The sequence below is a fragment of the Exiguobacterium sp. KKT215 genome (assembly GCF_055635335.1).
On sequence record NZ_CM145756.1, the window covers coordinates 150,001 to 173,416 of the forward strand.

The window sequence follows — 23,416 nt, forward strand, 5'->3', positions numbered from 1 at the left end:
CACCGAAGCTATGGATCCCGTAAGGGATGGTAGGGGAGCGTTCCAAGCAGCAGTGAAGCGGTATCGTGAGGAGCCGTGGAGCGCTTGGAAGTGAGAATGCCGGTGTGAGTAGCGAAAAGAGGGGTGAGAATCCCCTCCGTCGAAAGCCCAAGGTTTCCTGAGGAAGGCTCGTCCGCTCAGGGTTAGTCTGGACCTAAGCCGAGGCCGAAAGGCGTAGGCGATGGACAACAGGTTGATATTCCTGTACCGCCGTACCACCGTTTGAACGATGGGGGGACGCAGAAGGATAAGGTAACCGTGCGACTGGAAGTGCACGGACAAGCAGCGAGGCCGTCGGGTTGGCAAATCCGCCCGACACACAAGGTTGAGCTGTGATGTGGAGCCCGTAGGGCGAAGTACCGGATTTCACGCTGCCAAGAAAAGCCTCTAGTAAGGAGGTCGGCGCCAGTACCGTAAACCGACACAGGTAGGCGAGATGAGAATTCTAAGACGCGCGGGATAACTCTCGTTAAGGAACTCGGCAAAATGGTCCCGTAACTTCGGGAGAAGGGACGCTTATGGCAACATAAGCCGCAGTGAATAGGCCCAAACGACTGTTTAGCAAAAACACAGGTCTCTGCTAAATCGCAAGATGAAGTATAGGGGCTGACGCCTGCCCGGTGCTGGAAGGTTAAGGGGATGTGTCATCGCAAGAGAAGCACTGAACCGAAGCCCCAGTAAACGGCGGCCGTAACTATAACGGTCCTAAGGTAGCGAAATTCCTTGTCGGGTAAGTTCCGACCCGCACGAAAGGCGTAACGATTTGGGCACTGTCTCAACGAGAGACCCGGTGAAATCATAGTACCTGTGAAGATGCAGGTTACCCGCGACAGGACGGAAAGACCCCATGGAGCTTTACTACAGCCTGATATTGAGGCTTTGTACGCGATGTACAGGATAGGTGGGAGTTTGTGAAGCCGGAGCGCCAGCTTCGGTGGAGACACCCTTGGGATACCACCCTTTGCGTATAGAGTCTCTAACTCGCAGCCGTGATCCGGCTGGAGGACCGTGTCAGGTGGGTAGTTTGACTGGGGCGGTCGCCTCCTAAACAGTAACGGAGGCGCCCAAAGGTTCCCTCAGAATGGTTGGAAATCATTCGAAGAGTGCAAAGGCAGAAGGGAGCTTGACTGCGAGACCTACAAGTCGAGCAGGGACGAAAGTCGGGCTTAGTGATCCGGTGGTTCCGCATGGAAGGGCCATCGCTCAACGGATAAAAGCTACCCTGGGGATAACAGGCTGATCTCCCCCAAGAGTCCACATCGACGGGGAGGTTTGGCACCTCGATGTCGGCTCATCGCATCCTGGGGCTGGAGTAGGTCCCAAGGGTTGGGCTGTTCGCCCATTAAAGCGGTACGCGAGCTGGGTTCAGAACGTCGTGAGACAGTTCGGTCCCTATCCGTCGTGGGCGCAGGAAATTTGAGGAGAGCTGTCCTTAGTACGAGAGGACCGGGATGGACGCACCGCTGGTGTACCAGTTGTTCCGCCAGGAGCATCGCTGGGTAGCTACGTGCGGACGGGATAAGTGCTGAAAGCATCTAAGCATGAAGCCCCCTCCGAGATGAGATTTCCCTTTGAGCAATCAAGAAAGACCCCTCAGAGACGATGAGGTAGATAGGTCATGGGTGGAAGCACGGCGACGTGTGGAGCTGAATGATACTAATCGGTCGAGGCTTTGATCTAGTCTAATGGTTTGTGTGAATTGATGAGTCTTCAGTTTTCAGGGAACAACCCTGAAATGGATTGACACGCCCTTGGGGCGATGTTAATATTCTTTTGTCTGGTGGCGATAGCGAAGCGGCCACACCCGTTCCCATGCCGAACACGGAAGTTAAGCGCTTCAGCGCCGAAAGTAGTTGGGGGTCTCCCCCTGTGAGGATAGGACGCTGCCAGGCAAGATCGTTCCGCAATAGCTCAGTGGTAGAGCAACCGGCTGTTAACCGGTAGGTCGTAGGTTCAAATCCTACTTGCGGAGCCAATTAAGGCCCGTTGGTCAAGCGGTTAAGACACCGCCCTTTCACGGCGGTAACACGGGTTCGAATCCCGTACGGGTCACCATTTGGAGGATTAGCTCAGCTGGGAGAGCACCTGCCTTACAAGCAGGGGGTCGGCGGTTCGATCCCGTCATCCTCCACCATCTTTTTAATAAACAATCAAACCATATATGCCGGTGTAGCTCAGTTGGTAGAGCATCTGACTTGTAATCAGAGGGTCGAGGGTTCGAATCCTTTCGCCGGCACTCCTTGGGGGGGTAGCGAAGTGGCTAAACGCGGCGGACTGTAAATCCGCTCCCTCGGGTTCGGCGGTTCGAATCCGCCCCCCCCCACCAGGTTTGAGCCATTAGCTCAGTTGGTAGAGCATCTGACTTTTAATCAGAGGGTCGCAGGTTCGAGCCCTGCATGGCTCATTTTTATGCGGAAGTAGTTCAGTGGTAGAATACGACCTTGCCAAGGTCGGGGTCGCGGGTTCGAATCCCGTCTTCCGCTCCATATTATTCCCTTAACGGGGCCTTAGCTCAGCTGGGAGAGCGCCTGCCTTGCACGCAGGAGGTCAGCGGTTCGATCCCGCTAGGCTCCACCATTTGTTTTTTTCTTAAGTTACTTATGACTTAAGTTTTTTTTTGCCTAAATCCATGAACCATTCACTTGAGAGTACAGAGAAAGGCAGCCTGCCACCATTCAGGCTGCCTTTTTGTATGTTTATTCATCATTGTGTGAAGTTGAACCACGAGTTTGGTAGCGTTTACAATGAAGTTATAAACGTTCAAGGGGGAATGGGGATGAATTGGTCATATATTGAAGTACCGCTACGTTATGGACAGGGGAAACATGGCGTAGAGCAAGGTCCATCAAAATTACGGACACTCGGATTGGAAACACTATTGCCAGCAGAAACGAAGCAACAGACAATCCGTGTCTTACCTGAATCTGAAATGATTAACAGTGAAGAGCATTTGAAGCGGGTAGATGGAGTCTTATACACGGTCCAAGAACTCGCGGAGGTCGTCGATGCAGACATTCAAGCGAAGCGATTCCCGTTGATCGTTGGGGGCGATCACAGCATGGCAATCGGAACGCTGGCGGGTCTTGCCAAAACGGGGCCATACGGTGTCATCTGGGTCGATGCGCACGCTGACCTGAACACGGGTGAGACCTCACCATCGGGCAATATTCATGGGATGCCACTTGCTGCGGCGATGGGAATGGGAGATATCCGCCTGACCGAGGTCGGTGGACGTGAACCGAAACTCGCGCCCGAACATTTGGTGTATATGGCGCTTCGGGATATCGACGAAGGTGAAATTCGAGAGATCAATCGACTCGGCATTAAAGTAATCACAGTCGAAGAGATTCGGACACGGGGCGTCGACGTCATGATGGACGAGGCACTCACTTATTTGCGCGCACGTGTGGATCGGTTCTATCTTAGCTTCGATATGGATAGCTTGGATGCGAAACTTGTTCCAGGTACCGGCACGCCAGTCGATCAAGGACTGACCGCCGAAGAAGGCAAAGCCATCTTGGCCGAAGTGATGAAGGCTGACGATTTGATTGCGGTCGAACTCGTAGAATTAAATCCATCGCTCGATCATGATGACACGACGGCCCAGTTGGCGTTCGAGTTATGTAAGACGATTTTGAAATCCAAAGAAAACCTGTTATTGGAAAGTGAAACTGTCTGACGACCTTACAGTTTCCAAGTCTGTTTGCTACAATGGACTTGGAAACTTTTTTTATTGTCATGCGATTTTAATGAAACCTACATAGAGACAAATCCGTATAGAAGGATGACCGCATAGGTTGCGGAGAGGGGAAGTGGACTGATGGAACGGCTGACCACCCGTTTAGTCGACGAATTAAGGTCGGGGAATCATGATTCGTTTGCTGAGCTGGTAGAACTGTACAAGGATGGTGTCTTTGCTGTCGCTTATAAGATATTATATGATCGAGGCGAAGCGGAAGATGCTGCCCAGGAGACGTTTATTCGGGCGTATACCCGAATCGATACTTATGATCCCCAGTACAAGTTCAAGACGTGGATTTACCGGATTGCGACAAACGTGGCAATCGACCGTCTGAGAAAGCGAAAGCCGGAATATTCAATGGATGCCGAGATTGCGGGCACCGATGGCTTGACCTACCAGGACCACTTGGCTGATGAAGCACCCCAACCCGACGCCCAAGTCGTTCATCGCGAAATTCGAGGCGAGATGCATGAAGCGATTAAACAGCTGCCCGACAAGTATCGGATTCCATTGCTGTTGAAATACGTGGATGACTTATCGCTGAAGGAAATTAGCGTCATGATCGATATGCCGGTTGCTACGGTTAAAACAAGGATCTTCCGGGGAAGAGAAATGTTAAAAACAATCTTTCAAAACAGGGAGGGGTTCAATTGACTCCTGAAGAAAAAGTACAACAATATTTGGAAGATGGCATCCTGCCCGAAGAATCTGACGAACTACGTCAATTGTTGGAGGACGATGAATTATATGAAGCGTACCTCCACTACGAACGAATAGATGCCGAACTGAAGGCCTTACCACGGCCCAAACTATCCGATGATTTTACAGCCCGTGTCATGGCGTCCTTACCGGAAGCGAAAGCACGGGTCGAGGTCGCACCAGTGACTCGATTTGAAGAAAAAGTCCGGACGAAACAGAAACCACAATCTAAATGGATGACGTGGTTCCGTAAGCATCCAGGACTGATGGCGGCCGCTCTCTTCTTTAGTTTGATGTCGAGTGCGACACTTGGCTTATGGAACGAATCGACGGAGACGATGACGTACACGAAAGTGCCGGGCATCGTTGTGACATCGAACGAGGTGGTCGTCCCACAAGGCGTAACCGTCGAGCGGGACATCACGGTACAAGGCGGTGACCTCCGGATTGAAGGGACGGTCAACGGGAACGCGACGGCCGTAAATGGTCGGGCTTATCTGGCTAGCGCTGGAGAAGTCACGGGAGAACTCGAACAAATCGATCGGATGTTTGAGTGGATGTGGTATTCGTTCAAACAAATCTTCTAAAAGAGGGCGCCGGAGACGGCGTCTTTTTTGTTCGTTTCAATCTGGTTTCGTTTTATCGTCTGGCGATGCGTGGTTTCAGAAATGTGATATAATGTAATTTGCACGAATTGGCTAGGTAGTTGAGGAGGGGAGCATTTGCCGCTACTTGAACAGGTTTCATTCTTATCATTCTTTAGTCTTTCAGAAAACGTACATTGGTACGATTATTTGAATGACGTTTTAGATATTGTCGTCGTCACGTATGTCATCTATAAATTGATGATGATTGTACGTGGGACAAAAGCGGTCCAATTGATTAAAGGGATTTCCATCATCCTTGTCAGCTGGTTCCTCAGCGGATTCTTTGGGTTGAAGACGTTACAGTTCTTATTGAACCAGGTCATCACCTACGGATTACTTGGGATTATCATCATCTTCCAACCGGAACTCCGACGTGGGCTCGAGCATCTAGGGCGAACGAGTAACTTGTTCGGTCGCACGAGCACGAGTGACGAGGATAAACAGCGTCAAATGATTGAAGCGATTGTCAGCTCGGCACAATATATGTCAAAACGTCGCATCGGTGCGCTGATTGCGATTGAACGCGATACGGGATTGAATGAATATGTCGAGACCGGGATTCGCATGGATTCACACATCACGTCACAACTGATTATCAACCTGTTCATTCCGAACACCCCGCTCCATGATGGGGCGATGATTATCCAAGATGGGAAAATTGCGGCAGCAGCCTGTTATTTACCATTGTCGGAAAGTCCACATATCGATAAAGCGCTAGGTACCCGACACCGGGCCGCCATCGGGGTCAGTGAAGTGACGGATAGCGTGACGCTCACCGTCTCTGAAGAAACAGGCGCCGTGTCGCTTGCGATCGCGGGACGTCTGTATCGAGAGTTGGATGAGGAGGGACTTCGCAATAAATTGATCCAAGAACTCGTTATTGAAGAAAAAGAGACGACACTCTCGTTCTTCAATAAAAAAGGGGGGGACAAGTAAGTGATTGATCAGTGGTTACAACATAAATGGTTTCTCCGCGTCATCGCACTTGCTTTAGCCATCCTACTTTATTTCATGGTCGCCGAGACGAGTTCGTCGACCAACTCCACAAACGCCCTCCCGATTGTCGGACAAAGTTCGATGACACTCGACGTTCCCGTCGAAGTGTTCTTCGATGAGGTGCAGTACGTGGCATATAACGTCCCAGAAGAAATGAGCGTCGAATTGCAAGGTCCGTCCAGCAGTTTGACGATGACCAAGTTGGTGAAAGATTATCAAGTCTTCGTCGATTTAACGAACCTTGGGACAGGCTTCCATCGCGTTCCGGTCGAGGCACGCGGCTTTGGCGGAGACGTCAACGTCGAACTCGAGCGGGATACGGTCGAAATCTATATTGACCGCAAACAGACGGTCGAAGTCCCGGTGTCGGTCAACTTATTGAATAAAGACCAATTGCCAGAAGGAAAAGTGGTCGGTGACGCCGACATCGAACCGACGACAGTGAAAGTGTCGGGCGGTGCCAGTCGGATTCAAAACGTTCAAGAAATCACGTTAAACGTCGATGTCGCCAATCAAAGTCAAACGTTCACGCGTGAATTGACGCCAACGATTTTAGATGCCAATGGCAATCCGCTCAATGTTACCGTCGAACCGAACATCATCAGTGTGTCGGTCCCGGTCTACGAACAAAGTGCCGTCTTCCCGATTGAGGCGGTGACGACCGGTGACGTGGCCGATGACTTCAGACTCGTCGACACGTTGCTAGAAGAAACGGAAGTCCGTGTCTTTGCGCCACCAGACGTGCTCGATGCAATCGACACCGTCGAGACGGAGCCAATCGATTTAGACGGCATCGACAAGACCGGAAAAGTGACCGCAACGCTCGCCGTGCCGGAGGGTGCCTCATCGCTTGAGATGAAGCAAGTGGAAGTCCAATTGCTCGTTCGAGCGGCGGATGAGTCGCGAGACGACACGGGTGAATTGACGGAACGAGTCCGATTGACAGTACCTGTGACCGTACGAGGATATGACCGAACGAACTTTACGCTCCAAGCCCCTGAAGTGATCGGGGTCACCTTGTCCGGGAAGCGGTCCCTCTTAGAGAGCATCACGTCGAACAGTGTGAGTGTGACCTTGGATTTGACGGGCCTCCCGAGCGGGTTACACGGGGTCGACGTCGACTATGAAGTACCAAAAGGTGTGACCGTCGTCTCACCGAAGACAATCGACATCGAGTTAACGAGCGTCGATGAACAAACCGAAACGTCCTCGATTCAATGAGGCGTTCAATCATACAAAAGTGAGGAATTGAATTTATGGGTAAATATTTTGGAACTGATGGAGTCCGCGGTGTCGCGAACTCAGAATTGACAGCAGAGTTAGCATATCGTTTAGGTCGTGCGGGCGGCTACGTGTTATCGAAACACTTGCCAGCCGGCGAACAGCCAAAAGTATTGATTGGCCGTGACACACGTATTTCAGGTCATATGCTTGAAGGTGCGCTCATCGCGGGTCTCCTATCAATCGGAGCCGAAGTGATGCGTCTCGGCGTCATCTCGACGCCAGGTGTCGCTTATTTGACGAAGTCGCTCGATGCGACGGCTGGTGTCATGATCTCGGCATCGCACAACCCGGTAGCCGATAACGGCATCAAGTTCTTCGGTAGCGACGGCTTCAAGCTCGACGACGCGACAGAAGCGGAAATCGAAGCGATTTTGGATGCGGCGGAAGACACGTTGCCACGCCCGGTCGGAAAAGACCTCGGCTTTGTCTCAGACTACTACGAGGGTGCACAGAAGTACCTTCAAATGTTGAAACAGACGGTTGACGAAGATTTCGACGGTCTCCATATTGCCCTTGACTGCGCCCATGGTGCGACGAGCGGATTGGCAGCACGTCTGTTTGCTGACCTCGAAGCGAACGTCTCGACGATTGGCAACTCGCCGAACGGCTTGAACATCAACGAAGGTGTCGGCTCGACACACCCTGAGCATTTGGCACAGTTCGTTCGTGAAAAAGGAGCGGACATGGGTCTCGCCTTTGACGGCGACGGCGACCGCTTGATTGCAATCGATGAGAACGGTGATATCGTCGACGGCGATAAAATCATGTACATCTGCGGGAAGTACTTGAGCGAGAAAGGCCGTCTCAAAGACAACACGATTGTCGCGACGGTCATGAGTAACCTTGGCTTCCATAAAGCGGTTGAAGATGCTGGCATGACGGCGCTTCAGACGGCGGTCGGTGACCGTTATGTCGTCGAAGAGATGAAGAAACACAACTACACACTCGGTGGCGAGCAGTCGGGTCACCTCATCTTCCTCGACCACTCGACGACGGGAGACGGCATGCTCTCTGGCGTTCAACTCGCTCAAATCGTGAAGACGACAGGCCGCAAGCTATCAGAACTCGCGGCTGAGATGCCGGTGTACCCACAAAAACTCGTCAACATCCGTGTCACGGACAAAAACGAGGCGATGAACGGCGACCGCGTTCTCGCGACGATTCAAGAAGCGGAAGCAGAAATGAACGGCAACGGCCGCATCCTCGTCCGCGCTTCTGGCACGGAACCGCTCGTGCGCGTCATGGCGGAAGCACCGACATCAGAAGAGTGTGACCGTTATGTCGAACGAATTGCACAAGTTGTCCGCGAAGATTACGGTGTAGAAGGATAATTTTGTCGAAATAGGGAATAAAACAAGGGAATCCGTCTGCGGGTTCCCTTTTTGTTTCCGTTTTGTCACTGTGAAATTATGTGATTTTCTTGACGAATGGAGGTGTGATTTGTACTATTAAGAGCGTGCCCTTAGAAACGGAAGGACACCCAGTACGAAACAAGCGCCAGAACTCTACGGAGTTGACGAGGTTGGAGGTTATCGAGTTTTCGGCGGATGCCTCCTAGTCGCCTGTCACGACTACAAGCAAACCCTCAAAACGCCCGGGCGACCGGACGGCCAAAGGGGAGCGCGTTGACAGCTCTTAGAAAAAGCCCGTTTCCTTTTTCGAGAAATCGAAAATAAAGGGAGATTTTTGTATGTGTGGAATTGTAGGAATGATTGGGAACACCGGAGCGAAGGAAATCCTTCTCAAAGGTCTTGAAAAACTTGAGTACCGTGGTTATGACTCGGCGGGTCTTGCTTTGATGCATGATAACGTGAACGTGCATAAAGAAGTCGGCCGAATCGCTGCGCTACGCGAAGTCGTCCCAGCAGAAGTAGATGGCACGATCGGAATCGGTCACACACGTTGGGCGACACACGGCGTGCCGAGCGTCCCGAACGCCCACCCGCACCAGAGCACGACGGGCCGCTTCACGCTCGTCCACAACGGTGTCATCGAGAACGACGAGCAGATCAAGGCGACGCTCGACGTCCCGTTCCTCTCGGAGACGGACACGGAAGTCATCGTCCAGTTGATGGAGAAGAACTTCGTCGAACTTGGCGACGTCGAGGCGGCGTTCCGCAAGACGTTGGCTGAGCTCCACGGCTCGTACGCAATCGCGATGATCGACTCAGAGGATCAAGAGCGCCTCTACATCGGTAAGAACAAGTCACCACTCCTCGTCGGACTCGGCGACGGAACGTTCAACGTCGTGGCGTCTGACGCGATGGCGATGCTCCAAGTGACGGACCAGTACCTCGAGCTCCACGACGGCGAGATCGTCATCTTGACGCGCGAATCGGCGACGATCAAGACGCTCGACGGCGAAGTCCTCGAACGTGCCCCGTACACGGCCGAGATCGATGCGTCAGACATCGAGAAGGGCACGTACGCGCACTACATGTTGAAGGAGATGGACGAGCAACCGGCCGTCATCCGCAACATCATCCAGCACTACCAGAACGACGCCGGTGACATCGAGCTGACGGAAGGCGTGCGCTCGCTCGTCTCGGAAGCGGATCGCATCTACATCGTCGCTTGTGGTACGAGTTACCACGCTGGTCTTGTCGGCAAGCAATTGATTGAGCGCGTCGCAGGTGTTCCGACAGAAGTGCACGTCGCTTCTGAGTTCGGTTACAACATGCCACTCCTCACAGAGAAGCCGTTGTTCCTCTTTATCTCACAATCAGGTGAGACAGCGGACAGCCGTGCCGTCCTCGTCGAGGTGAAGAAGCGCGGCTACAAGGCGCTTACACTCACGAACGTTGCCGGTTCGACGCTCTCACGTGAAGCGAATGAGACGATGCTCCTCCACGCCGGCCCGGAAATTGCGGTCGCGTCGACGAAAGCATACACGGCCCAAATCGCCGTGCTCGCCATCCTCGCCTACGACATCGCTCGTGCGAACGGCAAGAAGCTTCCGTTTGACCTCATGACAGAGCTCGCGCGTATCGCGACGATCATGGACTCGGTCATGGCTCAAAAAGAAATCTTTGAGCAATTGGCAGACAAGTTCTTGAAAGAGTCACGCAACGCGTTCTTCCTCGGTCGCGGTATGGATTCATACGTCGGTCTCGAAGGTGCCCTCAAGCTCAAAGAGATCTCGTATATCCAAGCAGAAGGCTACCCAGGTGGAGAGCTCAAGCACGGACCAATCGCCTTGATTGAAGATGGCACACCGGTCATCACACTCGTCTCGCAACCGAACACGCACCTCAACATCCGCGGAAACATCAAGGAAGTCGTCGCTCGTGGCGCTGTTGCCTGCACGATTTCGATGGAAGGCATGGAACACGAGAGCGATGCGTTCGTATTGCCACGTGTCGAACCACTTCTTACACCGCTCGTGACGGTGTTACCGCTTCAACTTATCTCGTATTACGCGGCACTTGCGCGTGATTGCGATGTCGACAAGCCACGTAACTTGGCGAAATCAGTCACAGTCGAATAAATGATAGGCCAAGATCTTTCGGGATCTTGGCTTTTTTTGTTGTGATTTACGTCATGCGAACCGGCTTGTATACTGAAGGTATAACGACTAAGGAGAGAACGCCATGCAAATCCAACTATTTGACACATTCATCCTGCCGGAGGACGTGCGTTCATAAGTTGGCCACCTCCTCCGATGATTCACTGTATTGGAACAATCCTATCGGAGGAATATACAATTGAAGATTCAACAGCTGTATTATGCAGTATCGAGTTCGCGTTCGCTCATCATACAGATGGTGTTCACGTTGAACGCCATCTATTATGTGACGACCGCCGAGTTGAATGCGTTACAACTCGTCTTGATCGGAACGATATTAGAAGTATCGATTTTACTATTTGAGCTACCGACCGGTCTCGTCGCCGATTTATATGGGCGGAAGCGGTCGATGGTCATCGGTATCGGTTTGATTGGACTGGCCCATTTGCTAGAAGGGGGCATCCCTGAATTTTGGGCCATCGCGGTCGCGTCAGCGTTATGGGGTATCGGCTGGACGTTCATCAGCGGGGCCGAACAGGCATGGATTACCGATGAGATGGGGAATGACGGCTTAGAACAAGTGTTTTTGCGAGGTGCACAGTATAGCTCGCTCAGCCGCTTCGTCGGAATTGGGTTCGCCGTCCTCCTCGCTGAAGTCACGTCTGTCCAAATGACAATCGTGCTTGCCGGGGGGATGTTGGTGACGCTCGCGATCATCGCATGGCGCGTCTTGCCAGAGACGCGGTTCGAACCGATCACGCGAGTCGATACGTCGAATCTCGTGCAAGCGAAACGGACGGTTCGGGACGGATACACCCATATCCGTGGCAATTCGATTCTCGTCGGCTTGGCTGCCATCACGCTCGTCTGGGGTCTCGCTAGTGAAGGATTCGACCGGTTATGGGGCGCGCATTTGATTGAGACGTTCCAGTTGTCGGAACAGGCGGCCGTGTATTGGTTCGGCTTGTTCTATGCCGTCGCGTTTCTACTCAACATGTTGGTGTTGAAAGGTGTCGAGCTATACGTCAAAGGACGCTATGCGACGACCTTGTTTTGGTTCAACGTGCTGCTCATCATCGCGATGCTTGCTTTCGCCTCGGTCGGACAGTTTTGGTTGGCCGTGTTGCTGTATTGGACGATTGCGGCACTGCGTAACGTGCACTATCCGCTCATGAGCGTTATGACGAACGAGCGGCTCCCATCGAAAGGCCGGGCGACGATTTTGTCGATGTTCGGTCAGGTCGACGCGTTCGGTCAAGTCGCCGGGGGACCGTTGATTGGATTGCTCGCCCTTTACACGTCGATTCAAGGAGGGCTTGGGGCAGCGGCGCTCTTGCTCCTCCCGATGTTGGTTTTCTTGAGAAAAATCAAGCACCATTGAGGCACAGACCGTCCCGTGATTCGTTTGGGGACGGTCTTTTTGTGACGATATGGAGAATTCGATTGGAAACCGCCAACTAGAAAGAGAGAACTCGTTTCATAGTTGAAAAAGTGGTCAATAGGATAGTAGGACGCATAAAAGGGGATGAGCATCATGAACATTGTCCATGGAAGTCACCGGACGCATTGGGCAATCGGGTTGTTGATCGGTTTAGTGTCGTTCCTACTCAGCAGTTTCCTCTTCAGTCTCTTCATTGAAGCCGGTGTGCTCGTCACGTTCCTCACCGGTGTCGTCGGCAGCATCTTGTTGTTCTTATTGCTCGGTCACCGAGAACACTTGATTCGAAATGTCGGTTTAAGCACGATTGGCATGGTCGCCTCCATCTTGCTCGGGTTTGCGGTCGGTGAAACGTTCGCAGCCATCTTCCCGACGCTCGGTGACACGTACGGAAACACGGCATTCTTGATTATGGTGACGACGGCCTTCGGTACGATGCTCGGCGTCATCGTGTACGGGAAGAAGGCACTCGGCTTCTTCCTATTGGCCAGCTTCGTCACGGCACTCGTGTTGACCGTCTTGATTGAAGTCACGAACGTGATGCAAGGCCAGTTCTGGCAAGGGGTTGATTTGAATTACGTGCTCATCGTGACGACGATCGGAGCGGTGGCCGGGTTCGCGCTCGGCTTGTTCGAGGATGTGAAGCACGCGAATTAATTAGAAGATCGCCGCGAGGCGGTCTTTTAATGTATCAAAGCGATAACAAATCATCGCATCGGTCTCAAAAACGTCTCACCACCTCGATAGCAGGGTAACGTATAAAGATAAAGACGTAAGGGAGAGATTCGATGAGACAGAAAAAATGGATGACCGGTTTGAGCGTGATGTTGCTCGCGACGACTTTGGCAGCTTGTGGAGATGCCGAGGAGGAGCAGACGAGCGACTCGACAGAAGAACATTCGGACCATTCGATGATGGACCATTCGGGATCAGGAGAGGTGCCGAGCGGATTAAGTGAAGCGACAGATCCGACGTTCCAAGTCGGGTCGACCGCGATGATGACGGCCGACCATATGCCGGGCATGGATGGCACCGAGGCGACAATCGTCGGTGCATATGACACGACCGTCTATTCGGTCTCTTATACCCCGAGGGATGGGGGCAATCCGGTCGAGGATCACAAGTGGGTCATTCACGAAGAACTCGACAATCCAGGCGAGGCACCGTTAGAAGAAGGGACCGAAGCCACTCTGGCCACAGACCATATGGACGGGATGGACGGCGCCGAGGCGACGATTGATTCGGCCGAACAGACGACGGTGTATATGGTCGACTTCACGACAAACGACGGGGAAGACGTCACGAACCACAAATGGGTCACAGAGGATGAACTCGAAGCCCTAAAATAAAGATCAACCTCAGGATATCCTGAGGTTTTTATTTATGAACGACGATTATTTATTGATAAACAATAAAAAACAGATTATGATGAAGGTATCAAACGAGGTGAGGTGTCTGAATCATGAAACGAGAGACGGTTTTTTTACGGTTGGCCGTATTCGTTCTGGCTGTCCCGATTGTGGCGGCCTGCTTGTTGTTACTTCCGTACATTTGGCGCGAGGCGGTCGAGAGTGGGAGTTGGATTGAGGACTCGATTCGTCCGATTGTGATTGGTATGTATGTATCGGCCATCCCGTTCTTCATTGCGTTGTTCCAAGCGTTCATGCTGCTCCGGTTGATCGACCGCGACGAAGGGTTCTCGTATCGGGCTGTCCAATCACTCCGCACAATCAAGTATTGTGCGTTGGCAATCACGGCCGTCTATATCGGAACGCTCCCGTTCTTCTACTGGTTCGCCGAGCGAGATGATGCGCCTGGGTTCCTTCTCATCGGGCTCGTCTTTGTGTTTGCCGCGTTCGTCGTCGCCGTATTCGCGGAACTGTTACAGAAACTATTGAAGCGTGCCATCGACATGAAGCAAGAAAATGATTTGACGGTCTGAGGTGAGACATATGGCGATTATCGTAAATCTTGACGTAATGTTGGCGAAACGAAAGATGAGTGTGACCGAGCTGTCTGAAAAAGTGGGCATCACGATGGCGAACTTGTCGATTTTAAAGACCGGCAAAGCGAAAGCGATTCGTTTCTCGACGCTCGAAGCAATCTGTCAGGCGCTCGACTGTCAGCCGGGCGACATTTTAGAATATCGGGAAGATTGATGGACAGGGCGATTGCCCTGTTTTTTTGTGGAGTTTGAAACATTTTCCATCACGTTGCGTATAAGACAGGAAAGAAGAACGAAAAGGGGAAACAAGATGATTCAGACATGGAATGAACGGGCGCGCGCCGCAGTAAAAGGGAAGACGGGTACATTGATTATCTGGTCATTTGTGTGCTCGATTGTATTAGAGATTGGATTGATGATGGATCCGTATTATTTCGGGTTCGAATATGATTCATTGGCACTCACTCTGATCAGTCTAGCGGGTCTCATCTTGTACGCGGGACTGCTCCCGGTCATCATCGGTTACAACTGGTTGATGTTAGAAACGGTCCGCGGGAAGTCGTCGTCGTTACGCGATGTCTTTACGCCGTTCCGACATCGCTACGGTAAACATTTGCTTGCCGGATTGCTCGTCATGTTGTTCCAAGTGCTATGGTCATTGTTACTACTTGTACCGGGCATCGTGAAGTACTTCTCGTACGCCTTCACCTTCTTTATCTTGCGCGACGAGCCCGATTTGTCCATCACAGAGGCGATCACGAAATCACGGACGTTGATGCGCGGACGAAAGTGGGATGCGTTCAAACTGATTTTGCCTTTCATCCCGATGTATCTAGTTGGTTGGATTTTTTTCATACAACTCGACATGATGTTTCTCGGATCGTGGATTTACCTCGTTGCCTTGACACTGATTCGCCCGTTCATCGTCAGCCGTTTCGCTGTCATGTATGAAGACACGCGCCGTGAGTATGATGAGCAATGGAATCGATCGGCGTGAAGCGCATCGGTTCCGGCGACGGGTCCTCGGTCATGATACAATCTTCCTGACAGAAGGGGGAATGGACATGAACATTGGTATTATTGGTGCCGGACTGAGCGGGATTGTCGCAGCACGCGACCTCGCCCGTCACGGTCATACAGTTGAATTGATTGAAAAGAGTCGGAGCGTCGGGGGACGCTTGGCGACGAGACGGATCGGAGACGGCAAAGCCGATCACGGGGCTGTCTATTTCACCGTACGAGGGGAAGAACTCAAACAAGATGTCGCCGACTGGCAGACGAAAGGGTGGGTCAACGTGTGGTACGCCGACCCGTATCCGCGCTACGTCGCCGTCGACGGGATGAACGTCTTGGCCAAACGGTTGGCTGACGGATTGACCGTCCATTTGAACGAACGGGCCGAGACGGTCACGACACGAGATGGTCAGGTCAGCGTCCAGACGGATGTGACGACGCGACAGTATGATCGTCTCCTCATCACGTCGCCGCTCCCACAGACACTCGACTTGCTCACAGACTTTTCAGTCGATGCGGCGTTGCGTGAATTGACGTACGCCCCGACGTTTGTCGGCTTGTTCGAGTTCAGAAGCGAGATTAGCATCGGTCCGGACGGGATTCTCGATACGGACTTGGCGCCAGGTCTGCTAAAAGTCATCAACAACCGCCAAAAAGGCATCTCGGCGACCGAACTCGTCAGCGTCTACATGGACGAGTCGTGGAGCGAGGAGTGGTATGAACGAGCGAACGAAGACACGCTTCGTGAGATTGAGCGACTGTTGCAAACGGTGACAGGTTCAGCCGTGATTCAATCGAGACAGTTGAAACGGTGGCGCTACGCGCAGGCGACCGACGTCTGGAACGGGCCTTACCATCGATTGCGTGACGAGCCGATTTTCTTGGCCGGTGACGTCTTCCTCGAACCGGACGACGCCTCAGGTCGAACGCGATTTGAGAGTGCATACGTCTCAGGAATCCGTGTCGCGGAAGCGATGCGCTAAACCTTCTTCGGAAGGTTTTTTTCATGACCGTGCCGAATAGTCAGACATACGAGTTGGAGAGGGGAATCAGACATGGGGATGGTTGGCGCATACATGCGGGTATCGAGCGAAGAGTTGACCGAACTGCTTCAAGAGCCGGACCGCTTCGAAGAACTGTTGGAAGACGAGGAACGACAGACCGATATCGATAAGGCGTGGCACGGCCTGTACTTTTTATTGACCGGGGAGACCGATTTGGACGAGATTGACCGTCATTCGCTCGGCAAGGCAGTCTTCGGCGGCGACGTTATCGACGGGGAGACGGGCATCGCTTATTTGACGCCGGGGGAAGTGGAGGACTTGTCGACCCGGCTTCAATACATCGAGCTGGGGGCGCTAGAAGCGCGTTACGATGTCACGACGATGAATGAGCAGGAACTGTATCCGTTTGAACGTGAGTGGGGACTCGAGGAAAAACAGTATTTATTGGACCAGTTCGATGAGTTGAAACGTGTCTTCGCCCAGGCGTCAAGACAGCGGGAGGCGCTCGTCACATGGATCGGGTAAACGTAAAGGCGTTGCGTCTTCAAGATGAGGCGTTGCTGTATGCGTTCGAGTGCACGAATCGCACACACTTCGAACGCTCGGTCCCGAGCCGAGGCGACGCCTACTATGAGCCGGAATCATTCCATCAGGCATTGCAGCAACTATTGAGCGAGCAGGCGGACGGGGACGGATGCTATTACTTGATGTGGTACGACGATACAATCGTCGGGCGTCTGAACGTCCATCACACCGATGCCGACACTGGTGAGGTCGGTTACCGGGTCGGGGCGGAGCATGGGGGCCGCGGGTATGCCACGGCGGCCCTGCGCCAATTGCTGATGTTCGAGTTGCCTGGATTCAAACGATTGAGAGCCGAGACGACAAGCGACAACGTGGCGTCCCAGCGCGTATTAGTGCGTGCCGGCTTTATCCGTGACGGCGAGGCACGACAGCTGGAATGGGCAGGAAGAACGCTGACGTTTTATACATATGTGTATCCACTCGCCCGGTGAAGGAACGATTTCATCGGGCGTTTTAGTTGACGGTTGATAGTTTAGGACATAAACTATCTTTATCTAGTTTAGGGGGTAAACCAAAATGAAAGAATTGATGCGGGAAGCCGTCCAGTTGTTCGAAGAGGTCATGTTCCAAGGTGCGGAGCATGTCATCGAGGCAATGGACGGTGACGTCTGGCATGATTATTCGCGGGAACAACTGCAGCTACTCAAGCTGCTCGAACAGTTCGGTCCGATTCAAGCCGGGCAATTGGCCCAAAAACAAGGAGTTCATAAGAGCGCCGTCTCCAACCGGTTAAAAAAGCTCGTCGACAAAGAGCTCGTCGTCAGTCGACGCGGGCATGACCAGCGCGAGCGGTTGATTGAGTTGACGGAAGCCGGACATCGCATCGTCGAAGAAGCGGATGCGGCCGTCTACCGTTATGTCGAATCGTTGCTCGACGGAAACATCGAAGAGACAGAAATCGAACAGTTCGTCCGGACGTTCCGGAAAATTAAACAGCTGCTTCGAATTGGGGAGGAATAACACGTGCATAAAATCATCCAATGGCGCTGGGGCATCTTAATCGGTCTCATCGTCTTGACAGCCGCCTTGTTTGTGGCGGCCCCGAACTTGACGAAGCAGGCCGAACAAGCCGGCAGCTTCCAATTATCAGAGGATATGGACTCGCAGCGGGCGCAGGACATCTTGAACGCCGCCGGGAAGAGCGACAAGACAATTTCACTCGTCTATGAGTTCGAAACGCTCGGTGATGCCGAACGGGCCGATATTTCCCGGGTCATCGACGAGATGGAACAAAACGACACGGTCGTCAAAGACGTACTCGACCCGTTTGAAAGTGAAGAGACGGAAGCACAGCTCGTCTCGGAGGACGGCCGCATCGTGCTCGTCCCAATCACGGTCGAAGGGTCGATGGAAGACATCAACGCCTTCGCAGACGACGTGCGGGCGAACATTCTCCCGGAAGACGAGACGGTCTACATCACAGGTGAAGAAATCATCAACAACGATGTGAACTTGAGTGCGCAGGAAGGCTTGAAGAAGACGGAAATCATCACGGTCGTCCTCATTTTCGGACTGCTCCTACTCGTGTTCCGCTCAATCGTGACACCGTTCATCCCGCTCATTGCGGTCGGATTCACGTATTTATTGAGCCAATCGTTCGTCGCATTCTTTGTTGATTGGTTTGGTTTCCCGGTCTCGAACTATACGCAGATTTTCCTCGTGGCCATCTTGTTCGGGATTGGAACCGACTATTGTATTTTGCTGCTCAGCCGGTATAAAGAAGAGCTCGGCGCGGGTCACGCGATTGAAGATGCCATCGTCAACACGTACAAAACGGCAGGGCGGACAGTCCTCATCAGCGGTCTCGCCGTGTTCGTCGGCTTTGCGGCTATCGGTTTCGCCGATTTCCCAATCTTCAAATCAGCCGTCGCCGTCGCGGTCGGGATTGCTGTCTTACTGTTAATCTTGTTCACGGTCGTGCCGTTCTTTATGGCGACGCTCAAGCATCGTTTGTTCTGGCCCTCGAAAAAGGCGGGCGAACATCACGACAGCCGCCTCTGGGCCGGATTCAGCCGCATCTCGGTCAATCGGCCGTTCGTCTCGATTCTCGTCGTCGCGTTGATTACCGTACCGGTGTTGTTCACGTATGACGATGCCCGGTCATTCAATACGGTCGATGAGATCGGTGACGATTATGATTCCGTACGCGGCCTCAACTTGATTTCAGAAGGATTCGGGCAAGGGGAGTCGCTGCCGGTCCAAGTCATTTTGAAACAAGACGGCGACCTCTCCGAAGCGGAGATTCCGTATATCGAGAAGTTCTCGAGTGAACTTGAAAAAATCGATGGGGTGAGCGGCGTCCGTTCGGTGACGCGTCCGACCGGTGACGTCATCGATGACTTTTACGTGGACACCCAGCTCGAACAAGTGAGTGCAGGATTGACGGAAGCCGAGACTGGCCTCGGTGACGTCCAGGATGGACTCACGCAAGTGGAAGCTGGTCTTGACGCCGTCGTCAATCAATTGCCGGGCGGTTCAACGAACGCCGGTGCCCCGCTCGCGGAAGCGGCAGCGGGACTCGGTCAATTGAACGCTCAGCTCGGTCTGATTGGCCAAGGACTCACGGCGACGCAAAATATTCCTGCGACCGTAACGCAGCTCGGGCAAGTGTCGGCCGGTCTCGGTCAAATCGAGGCAGGCATTAACGAGGCAGCTACGGCATTGACAGCACAAGGCGCCCAAGCCGGGGAACTCGGAACGGGTCTCGGACAACTCGCTGCTGGTGTCGGTGAAGCGAACGCAGGGCTCGTTCAAATCGAGACAGGCATCAATGAAGTGGCAGCATTCCTATCAGACCTGAGTAGCTCGGACAGCCTGCGCGATACGGGCGTCTATCTACCGGAAGGGACGCTCACGTCAGAGGAGTTCGTTCCAGCTGTCGAGCGCTACGTATTTGACGACGGGACGGCGACACAGCTCGAAGTCATCCTCGAGATGGACCCATATTCGCCGGAAGCGATTGACACGGTCGAGACCGTGAAAGCGACGATGGACCGGGTCGTCACCGATACGCCGTTCGCGGAGGCAACGATTGGGTATGCCGGTATCTCGAGCATTAACAGCGACTTGAATGAGACGTCGACGAACGACTTCAATCGGACCGTCGCCATCATGCTCGTGACGCTGTTCATCGTTTTGACGGTGTTGTTCCGGTCGATGATCATGCCGCTCTATATGATCGGCTCGCTCTTATTGACGTATTACACGTCAGCAGCCATCACGGAGCTCATCTTCGTCGAAGGACTCGGCTATGACGGCATCAGTTGGGCCGTTCCGTTCTTCGGATTCGTCATGTTGATCGCGCTTGGCATCGACTATTCGATTTTCCTGCTCGACCGGTTCCGCGAGGAGTCGATTAACGGAATGACGGTGCGCGACGCGCTCGTCCATTCGATGACGAAGATGGGGACGGTCATCATGACCGCGGCCGTCATTCTTGCCGGTACGTTCGGGGCGATGATCCCGTCTGGCGTGCTCAGTCTCGTCCAGATTGCGACGATCGTCATCACCGGACTGTTGTTATACGGATTGATTGTGTTGCCACTGCTCATCCCAGCAATCACGGTATCGTTCGGGGACGGGGTATGGTGGCCGTTCAAACAAAAAAGTAAAGATAGAGACTAAATTTTGCGATGGACAGCACAACAATTGTTGTGCTGTTTTTATTTGTTGAGTCAATGTCAGCGAAATGGAGAAAGACGGACTTGAGATTAATAAAAATACGCCGAAATATAATATAGATCTTTATTCTATTGAAAGTAGGCAATAATTATGGTGAATCATTTTGAAAAAATGAGTTCGTTGTTTGTATCGCGCATGGTGATTATTTTATTTTTCCTCTCTTATCCGATCATGGGTGTTTTGTATTGGATGGGGGAGCTCGCGGGGCAAGGCGCAGTCAATTTTATTCTGATAGGCGGTGTCATTCAAGCCGCATCATGGCTGGGCCATCGCTTCTATGTGGAACATACTTGGTTGAAGTATGGGCTCGTCACGTTGATGTACATTGCAGCTTCAGCAATTATCTTGACGCTGCCAGGTACTGCGATTCAAAATATCGTCTTTCTGTATATCGTATTGATGTTGATGTACTTGAATCGGCATCTTGTGCTGTACGGCAGCATTCTCGCGCTTATCGTATCGGTCGGAGCTGTATTGATTGGGCGTTTTTCATTTGAAACGCCGCTCGATCTCGTCATTTGGTTCACTGTGCTCACAATGGCTTTGTCTGGCGCATACTTTGTGTCATTCTTTGGTGCGAAGTTGTTACATGAGACGTTCACGCAACAAGAAAAGTCAGAACAACACGCTAGCGAAATCGAGCTAACGATGGCGAAGACGACAGCGAGTGCGACCACACTTCATGGGGCCGTCTTCACGATGAATGATTCAGTCGACTCTGTCACAAATGCTTCGGAGCAAGTGACAGAACAAATCGGTTTGATGACGAAACGGACGTCGGAACAAGCAGGTCTGATTCAAAACGTCGCTTCGCAAATTCGTTCAACTGTACAGGCGTTTGAGCGGATGCAACAACAGCTCCAGGAGACGACGTCTCAAGTGAGTGGGGTCTTGCAGGACGCTCATGTATCGCATGAAAATATGGACTCGACAGAACGGTCGCTCGCTGAACTGAACTTAAGTATCAGTGAAGTCAATCATGCGTTTAAAGGATTGGCGGAGCGTTTCCAAGAAGTGCGGACCATCACGGGTACGATCCAGCAGATTTCGTCTCAGACAAACCTGCTGTCGCTCAACGCTTCAATTGAAGCAGCGCGAGCGGGGGAACACGGAAAAGGATTTGCAGTCGTCGCGTCCGAAATTCGGAATCTATCGGCTCAAACGGCCCAAGCCTCATCTCAAATCAATGATATTATCCAACTCGTCATGCAGGAGGTGCAAGTGACGGAACGTGCAATCGACGGTAGTACAGAACGTTTATCGACGCAGGAAGAACAAGTCCGTAAGAGCGGGACATCGATTCTCTCCATGATCCAAACGACAGGAACGGTCGCAAGCACCGTGGATGAGACGTCGACACAGCTCCAAGTCGTCGCATCAGAACTGAACAAAGTTCACCAAGTGACTTCCCAAATGTCGGCACTAATGACAGCGCTCGAAGTGAACAGTCAAGACGTTCATGTGCTGACGATGTCACAGCAAGAAGCGTTAGCTTCGTTGAAAGATCAAATTGAAGAACTGAACGAGATTGCGAACGAACTCGTCTAAACGATGGACACGCCTTTACAAATAGGCGTGTCCATTTGCGTATACATCTCTTCCAAAACGGGAACAGTTTTGCGTCAGTCCTAAAATGAGGAGGAATCGCATATGGCAATTACAATCACCGCTATTTTGAAGGCACATCCGGGGAAAGAGGACGAGTTACGGCAAGCGCTCGATGAGGTCATTCCTCCGTCGCGACAAGAGAAGGGGTGCCTGACGTATGTGCTCCATGAGTCAATCGATGCCCCGGGCACGTTCGTGTTCTATGAAAAGTACGAAGACGAGATGGCGCTTGACCATCACATCAACTCACCACATTACCAAGCATACCGAAAGGCAGCTGAGACGCTACTCGCCGTCCGTGACGTGTACCGTCTGCGTGAAGTCTGAAAGGAGAAAAGATTATGATTACTCAACCGATTATCCCGTGCATTTGGTTCGAAGGCGACGTCGAGGCGATTGCGGAGTGGTACGTGTCGAGATTTCCTGATTCATTCGTCGACTATACGACGAAACTGACGGATACGCCATCAGGTGAGACGACGATTGTGACCGTCTCGCTGGCGGGACAGTTCTTTCAACTGCTCGGTGCTGGTCCGCTGAAGGAGCGCAACCCGTCCATCTCATACATGGTTGCGTTCCCGACGTCGGAAGAAGTGGAGACGCTGTGGAACGAGCTTGTGGAGGGGGCAGAGGTGCTCATGCCGCTCGACACGTATGATTTCAGTGAGCGCTACGGCTGGTTGAAAGACAAGTACGGTGTCTCCTGGCAAATCATGCATAGCGGCGGGATGGACATCCAGACGGTGACCCCGTGCTTCTTGTTCGTCGGAGACGTGTTCGGTCGGGCCGAGGCGGCGATGAACGACTGGATCTCCATCTTCCCGGATTCTTATGTGCTCGAAGACCATATGATTCGTTACGAAGCGACAGACGGTCCAGAGTTGGAAGGGAAGCTCAATTACGCCCGCTTCGTCTTGTCCGGACGCGAGTTCGTCGCCATGGACAGCGCGGAGAATCATCAATTCGCCTTCAATGAGATGCAGTCGCTGATCGCATTTTGTGAGTCGCAAGCCGAGATTGACGAGTACTGGGCCAAGCTGTCGGCCGTCCCGGAAGCGGAACAGTGCGGCTGGCTCCAAGACCGGTATGGTGTCTCCTGGCAAATCGTGCCTTGGGAGATGGAAGAGATGCTGACGACCGGAACAAAGGAACAATTGGCGCGAGTGACGCAAGCGTTCTTACCGATGAAGAAAATCGATGTCGCCGCGTTACGAAACGTCTACTGACCA

The 23,416-nt window shown here is 52.6% G+C and carries 21 protein-coding genes, 8 tRNA genes and 2 rRNA genes (1 of these 31 cut by a window edge); all 31 read left to right on the forward strand.

What is annotated here, in order from left to right; all coding sequences use genetic code 11:
* A 23S ribosomal RNA gene (locus ACZ2GZ_RS00840) occupies positions 1-1,719 on the forward strand; it begins 1,195 nt to the left of the window's first position.
* Positions 1,720-1,815: 96 nt separating this feature from the next.
* Positions 1,816-1,931, forward strand: a 5S ribosomal RNA gene (rrf, locus tag ACZ2GZ_RS00845).
* Positions 1,932-1,939: 8 nt separating this feature from the next.
* Positions 1,940-2,014: transfer RNA gene (locus ACZ2GZ_RS00850), tRNA-Asn, on the forward strand.
* Between the two features lie 5 nt (positions 2,015-2,019).
* Positions 2,020-2,094, forward strand: a tRNA-Glu gene (locus ACZ2GZ_RS00855).
* 3 nt (positions 2,095-2,097) lie between these two features.
* Positions 2,098-2,173, forward strand: a tRNA-Val gene (locus tag ACZ2GZ_RS00860).
* A 29-nt stretch (positions 2,174-2,202) separates the two neighbouring features.
* Positions 2,203-2,275 (forward strand) — tRNA-Thr (locus tag ACZ2GZ_RS00865).
* A 6-nt stretch (positions 2,276-2,281) separates the two neighbouring features.
* A tRNA-Tyr gene (locus ACZ2GZ_RS00870) sits at positions 2,282-2,365 on the forward strand.
* Positions 2,366-2,370: 5 nt separating this feature from the next.
* Positions 2,371-2,443 (forward strand) — tRNA-Lys (locus ACZ2GZ_RS00875).
* 7 nt (positions 2,444-2,450) lie between these two features.
* Positions 2,451-2,525: transfer RNA gene (locus ACZ2GZ_RS00880), tRNA-Gly, on the forward strand.
* Positions 2,526-2,540: 15 nt separating this feature from the next.
* Positions 2,541-2,616, forward strand: a tRNA-Ala gene (locus ACZ2GZ_RS00885).
* A gap of 199 nt (positions 2,617-2,815) precedes the next feature.
* A complete protein-coding gene (rocF, locus tag ACZ2GZ_RS00890) occupies positions 2,816-3,718 on the forward strand; it encodes an arginase (protein WP_214715848.1) in 903 nt (300 codons plus the stop codon).
* 141 nt (positions 3,719-3,859) lie between these two features.
* Positions 3,860-4,435: an RNA polymerase sigma factor SigW gene (gene sigW, locus ACZ2GZ_RS00895; protein WP_021065187.1), complete on the forward strand. Its 576-nt coding sequence runs from the start codon at positions 3,860-3,862 to the stop codon at positions 4,433-4,435.
* On the forward strand, positions 4,432-5,067 hold the full coding sequence (locus ACZ2GZ_RS00900) for a hypothetical protein (RefSeq protein ID WP_058765075.1): 636 nt from the start codon (positions 4,432-4,434) through the stop codon (positions 5,065-5,067). Before sigW ends, ACZ2GZ_RS00900 begins: the two co-directional genes overlap by 4 nt.
* A gap of 135 nt (positions 5,068-5,202) precedes the next feature.
* Positions 5,203-6,063 (forward strand): diadenylate cyclase CdaA, encoded by an 861-nt coding sequence (gene cdaA / locus ACZ2GZ_RS00905; RefSeq protein ID WP_021065185.1) that lies wholly within the window; start codon positions 5,203-5,205, stop codon positions 6,061-6,063.
* Positions 6,064-7,344, forward strand: a complete 1,281-nt coding sequence (locus ACZ2GZ_RS00910; RefSeq protein WP_029594436.1) for a CdaR family protein — start codon at positions 6,064-6,066, stop codon at positions 7,342-7,344.
* A gap of 35 nt (positions 7,345-7,379) precedes the next feature.
* Positions 7,380-8,738: a phosphoglucosamine mutase gene (gene glmM / locus ACZ2GZ_RS00915; RefSeq protein ID WP_021065183.1), complete on the forward strand. Its 1,359-nt coding sequence runs from the start codon at positions 7,380-7,382 to the stop codon at positions 8,736-8,738.
* Between the two features lie 359 nt (positions 8,739-9,097).
* Positions 9,098-10,894, forward strand: a complete 1,797-nt coding sequence (gene glmS, locus ACZ2GZ_RS00920; protein WP_470295404.1) for a glutamine--fructose-6-phosphate transaminase (isomerizing) — start codon at positions 9,098-9,100, stop codon at positions 10,892-10,894.
* Positions 10,895-11,111: 217 nt separating this feature from the next.
* Complete coding sequence (locus ACZ2GZ_RS00925; protein ID WP_214715844.1) at positions 11,112-12,293, forward strand: MFS transporter; 1,182 nt, start codon at positions 11,112-11,114, stop codon at positions 12,291-12,293.
* Positions 12,294-12,446: 153 nt separating this feature from the next.
* Positions 12,447-13,007: a hypothetical protein gene (locus ACZ2GZ_RS00930; RefSeq protein WP_214715842.1), complete on the forward strand. Its 561-nt coding sequence runs from the start codon at positions 12,447-12,449 to the stop codon at positions 13,005-13,007.
* Positions 13,008-13,138: 131 nt separating this feature from the next.
* Positions 13,139-13,699 (forward strand): YdhK family protein, encoded by a 561-nt coding sequence (locus ACZ2GZ_RS00935; protein ID WP_029594439.1) that lies wholly within the window; start codon positions 13,139-13,141, stop codon positions 13,697-13,699.
* A gap of 113 nt (positions 13,700-13,812) precedes the next feature.
* A complete protein-coding gene (locus tag ACZ2GZ_RS00940; protein WP_214711172.1) occupies positions 13,813-14,292 on the forward strand; it encodes a DUF2975 domain-containing protein in 480 nt (159 codons plus the stop codon).
* Positions 14,293-14,302: 10 nt separating this feature from the next.
* Positions 14,303-14,509 carry a helix-turn-helix domain-containing protein gene (locus ACZ2GZ_RS00945; protein WP_029594441.1) on the forward strand — a complete coding sequence of 69 codons (207 nt, stop codon included), beginning with the start codon at positions 14,303-14,305 and terminating at the stop codon, positions 14,507-14,509.
* Positions 14,510-14,605: 96 nt separating this feature from the next.
* Entirely contained in the window at positions 14,606-15,292 is a 687-nt protein-coding gene (locus ACZ2GZ_RS00950; RefSeq protein ID WP_214715840.1) for a DUF975 family protein, read from the forward strand.
* A gap of 67 nt (positions 15,293-15,359) precedes the next feature.
* Positions 15,360-16,292 (forward strand): NAD(P)/FAD-dependent oxidoreductase, encoded by a 933-nt coding sequence (locus ACZ2GZ_RS00955; protein WP_251135309.1) that lies wholly within the window; start codon positions 15,360-15,362, stop codon positions 16,290-16,292.
* A 72-nt stretch (positions 16,293-16,364) separates the two neighbouring features.
* Entirely contained in the window at positions 16,365-16,838 is a 474-nt protein-coding gene (locus ACZ2GZ_RS00960) for a YfbM family protein (RefSeq protein WP_214715837.1), read from the forward strand.
* Positions 16,826-17,329 carry a GNAT family N-acetyltransferase gene (locus ACZ2GZ_RS00965; protein ID WP_214715836.1) on the forward strand — a complete coding sequence of 168 codons (504 nt, stop codon included), beginning with the start codon at positions 16,826-16,828 and terminating at the stop codon, positions 17,327-17,329. The genes ACZ2GZ_RS00960 and ACZ2GZ_RS00965 overlap by 13 nt, the downstream gene beginning before the upstream one ends.
* 85 nt (positions 17,330-17,414) lie before the next feature.
* Complete coding sequence (locus ACZ2GZ_RS00970) at positions 17,415-17,858, forward strand: MarR family winged helix-turn-helix transcriptional regulator (RefSeq protein WP_021065862.1); 444 nt, start codon at positions 17,415-17,417, stop codon at positions 17,856-17,858.
* 3 nt (positions 17,859-17,861) lie between these two features.
* Complete coding sequence (locus tag ACZ2GZ_RS00975; protein WP_214715834.1) at positions 17,862-20,522, forward strand: MMPL family transporter; 2,661 nt, start codon at positions 17,862-17,864, stop codon at positions 20,520-20,522.
* Positions 20,523-20,669: 147 nt separating this feature from the next.
* Complete coding sequence (locus ACZ2GZ_RS00980; protein WP_034779733.1) at positions 20,670-22,127, forward strand: methyl-accepting chemotaxis protein; 1,458 nt, start codon at positions 20,670-20,672, stop codon at positions 22,125-22,127.
* Positions 22,128-22,229: 102 nt separating this feature from the next.
* Positions 22,230-22,514, forward strand: a complete 285-nt coding sequence (locus tag ACZ2GZ_RS00985) for a putative quinol monooxygenase (protein WP_029594448.1) — start codon at positions 22,230-22,232, stop codon at positions 22,512-22,514.
* Positions 22,515-22,528: 14 nt separating this feature from the next.
* Entirely contained in the window at positions 22,529-23,413 is an 885-nt protein-coding gene (locus ACZ2GZ_RS00990; RefSeq protein WP_029594450.1) for a VOC family protein, read from the forward strand.
* Positions 23,414-23,416 lie beyond the last annotated feature (3 nt).

Bases quoted from the DNA above. Each gene is read 5' to 3' on its own strand.
- ACZ2GZ_RS00980 (WP_034779733.1), top strand. From the start codon at position 20,670: ATGGTGAATCATTTTGAAAAAATGAGTTCGTTGTTTGTATCGCGCATG.
- ACZ2GZ_RS00960 (WP_214715837.1), top strand. From the start codon at position 16,365: ATGGGGATGGTTGGCGCATACATGCGGGTATCGAGCGAAGAGTTGACC.
- ACZ2GZ_RS00940 (WP_214711172.1), top strand. From the start codon at position 13,813: ATGAAACGAGAGACGGTTTTTTTACGGTTGGCCGTATTCGTTCTGGCT.
- ACZ2GZ_RS00935 (WP_029594439.1), top strand. From the start codon at position 13,139: ATGAGACAGAAAAAATGGATGACCGGTTTGAGCGTGATGTTGCTCGCG.
- ACZ2GZ_RS00965 (WP_214715836.1), top strand. From the start codon at position 16,826: ATGGATCGGGTAAACGTAAAGGCGTTGCGTCTTCAAGATGAGGCGTTG.
- ACZ2GZ_RS00985 (WP_029594448.1), top strand. From the start codon at position 22,230: ATGGCAATTACAATCACCGCTATTTTGAAGGCACATCCGGGGAAAGAG.
- ACZ2GZ_RS00930 (WP_214715842.1), top strand. From the start codon at position 12,447: ATGAACATTGTCCATGGAAGTCACCGGACGCATTGGGCAATCGGGTTG.
- ACZ2GZ_RS00955 (WP_251135309.1), top strand. From the start codon at position 15,360: ATGAACATTGGTATTATTGGTGCCGGACTGAGCGGGATTGTCGCAGCA.
- glmM (WP_021065183.1), top strand. From the start codon at position 7,380: ATGGGTAAATATTTTGGAACTGATGGAGTCCGCGGTGTCGCGAACTCA.
- ACZ2GZ_RS00990 (WP_029594450.1), top strand. From the start codon at position 22,529: ATGATTACTCAACCGATTATCCCGTGCATTTGGTTCGAAGGCGACGTC.
- ACZ2GZ_RS00970 (WP_021065862.1), top strand. From the start codon at position 17,415: ATGAAAGAATTGATGCGGGAAGCCGTCCAGTTGTTCGAAGAGGTCATG.
- glmS (WP_470295404.1), top strand. From the start codon at position 9,098: ATGTGTGGAATTGTAGGAATGATTGGGAACACCGGAGCGAAGGAAATC.
- sigW (WP_021065187.1), top strand. From the start codon at position 3,860: ATGGAACGGCTGACCACCCGTTTAGTCGACGAATTAAGGTCGGGGAAT.
- ACZ2GZ_RS00950 (WP_214715840.1), top strand. From the start codon at position 14,606: ATGATTCAGACATGGAATGAACGGGCGCGCGCCGCAGTAAAAGGGAAG.
- rocF (WP_214715848.1), top strand. From the start codon at position 2,816: ATGAATTGGTCATATATTGAAGTACCGCTACGTTATGGACAGGGGAAA.
- ACZ2GZ_RS00945 (WP_029594441.1), top strand. From the start codon at position 14,303: ATGGCGATTATCGTAAATCTTGACGTAATGTTGGCGAAACGAAAGATG.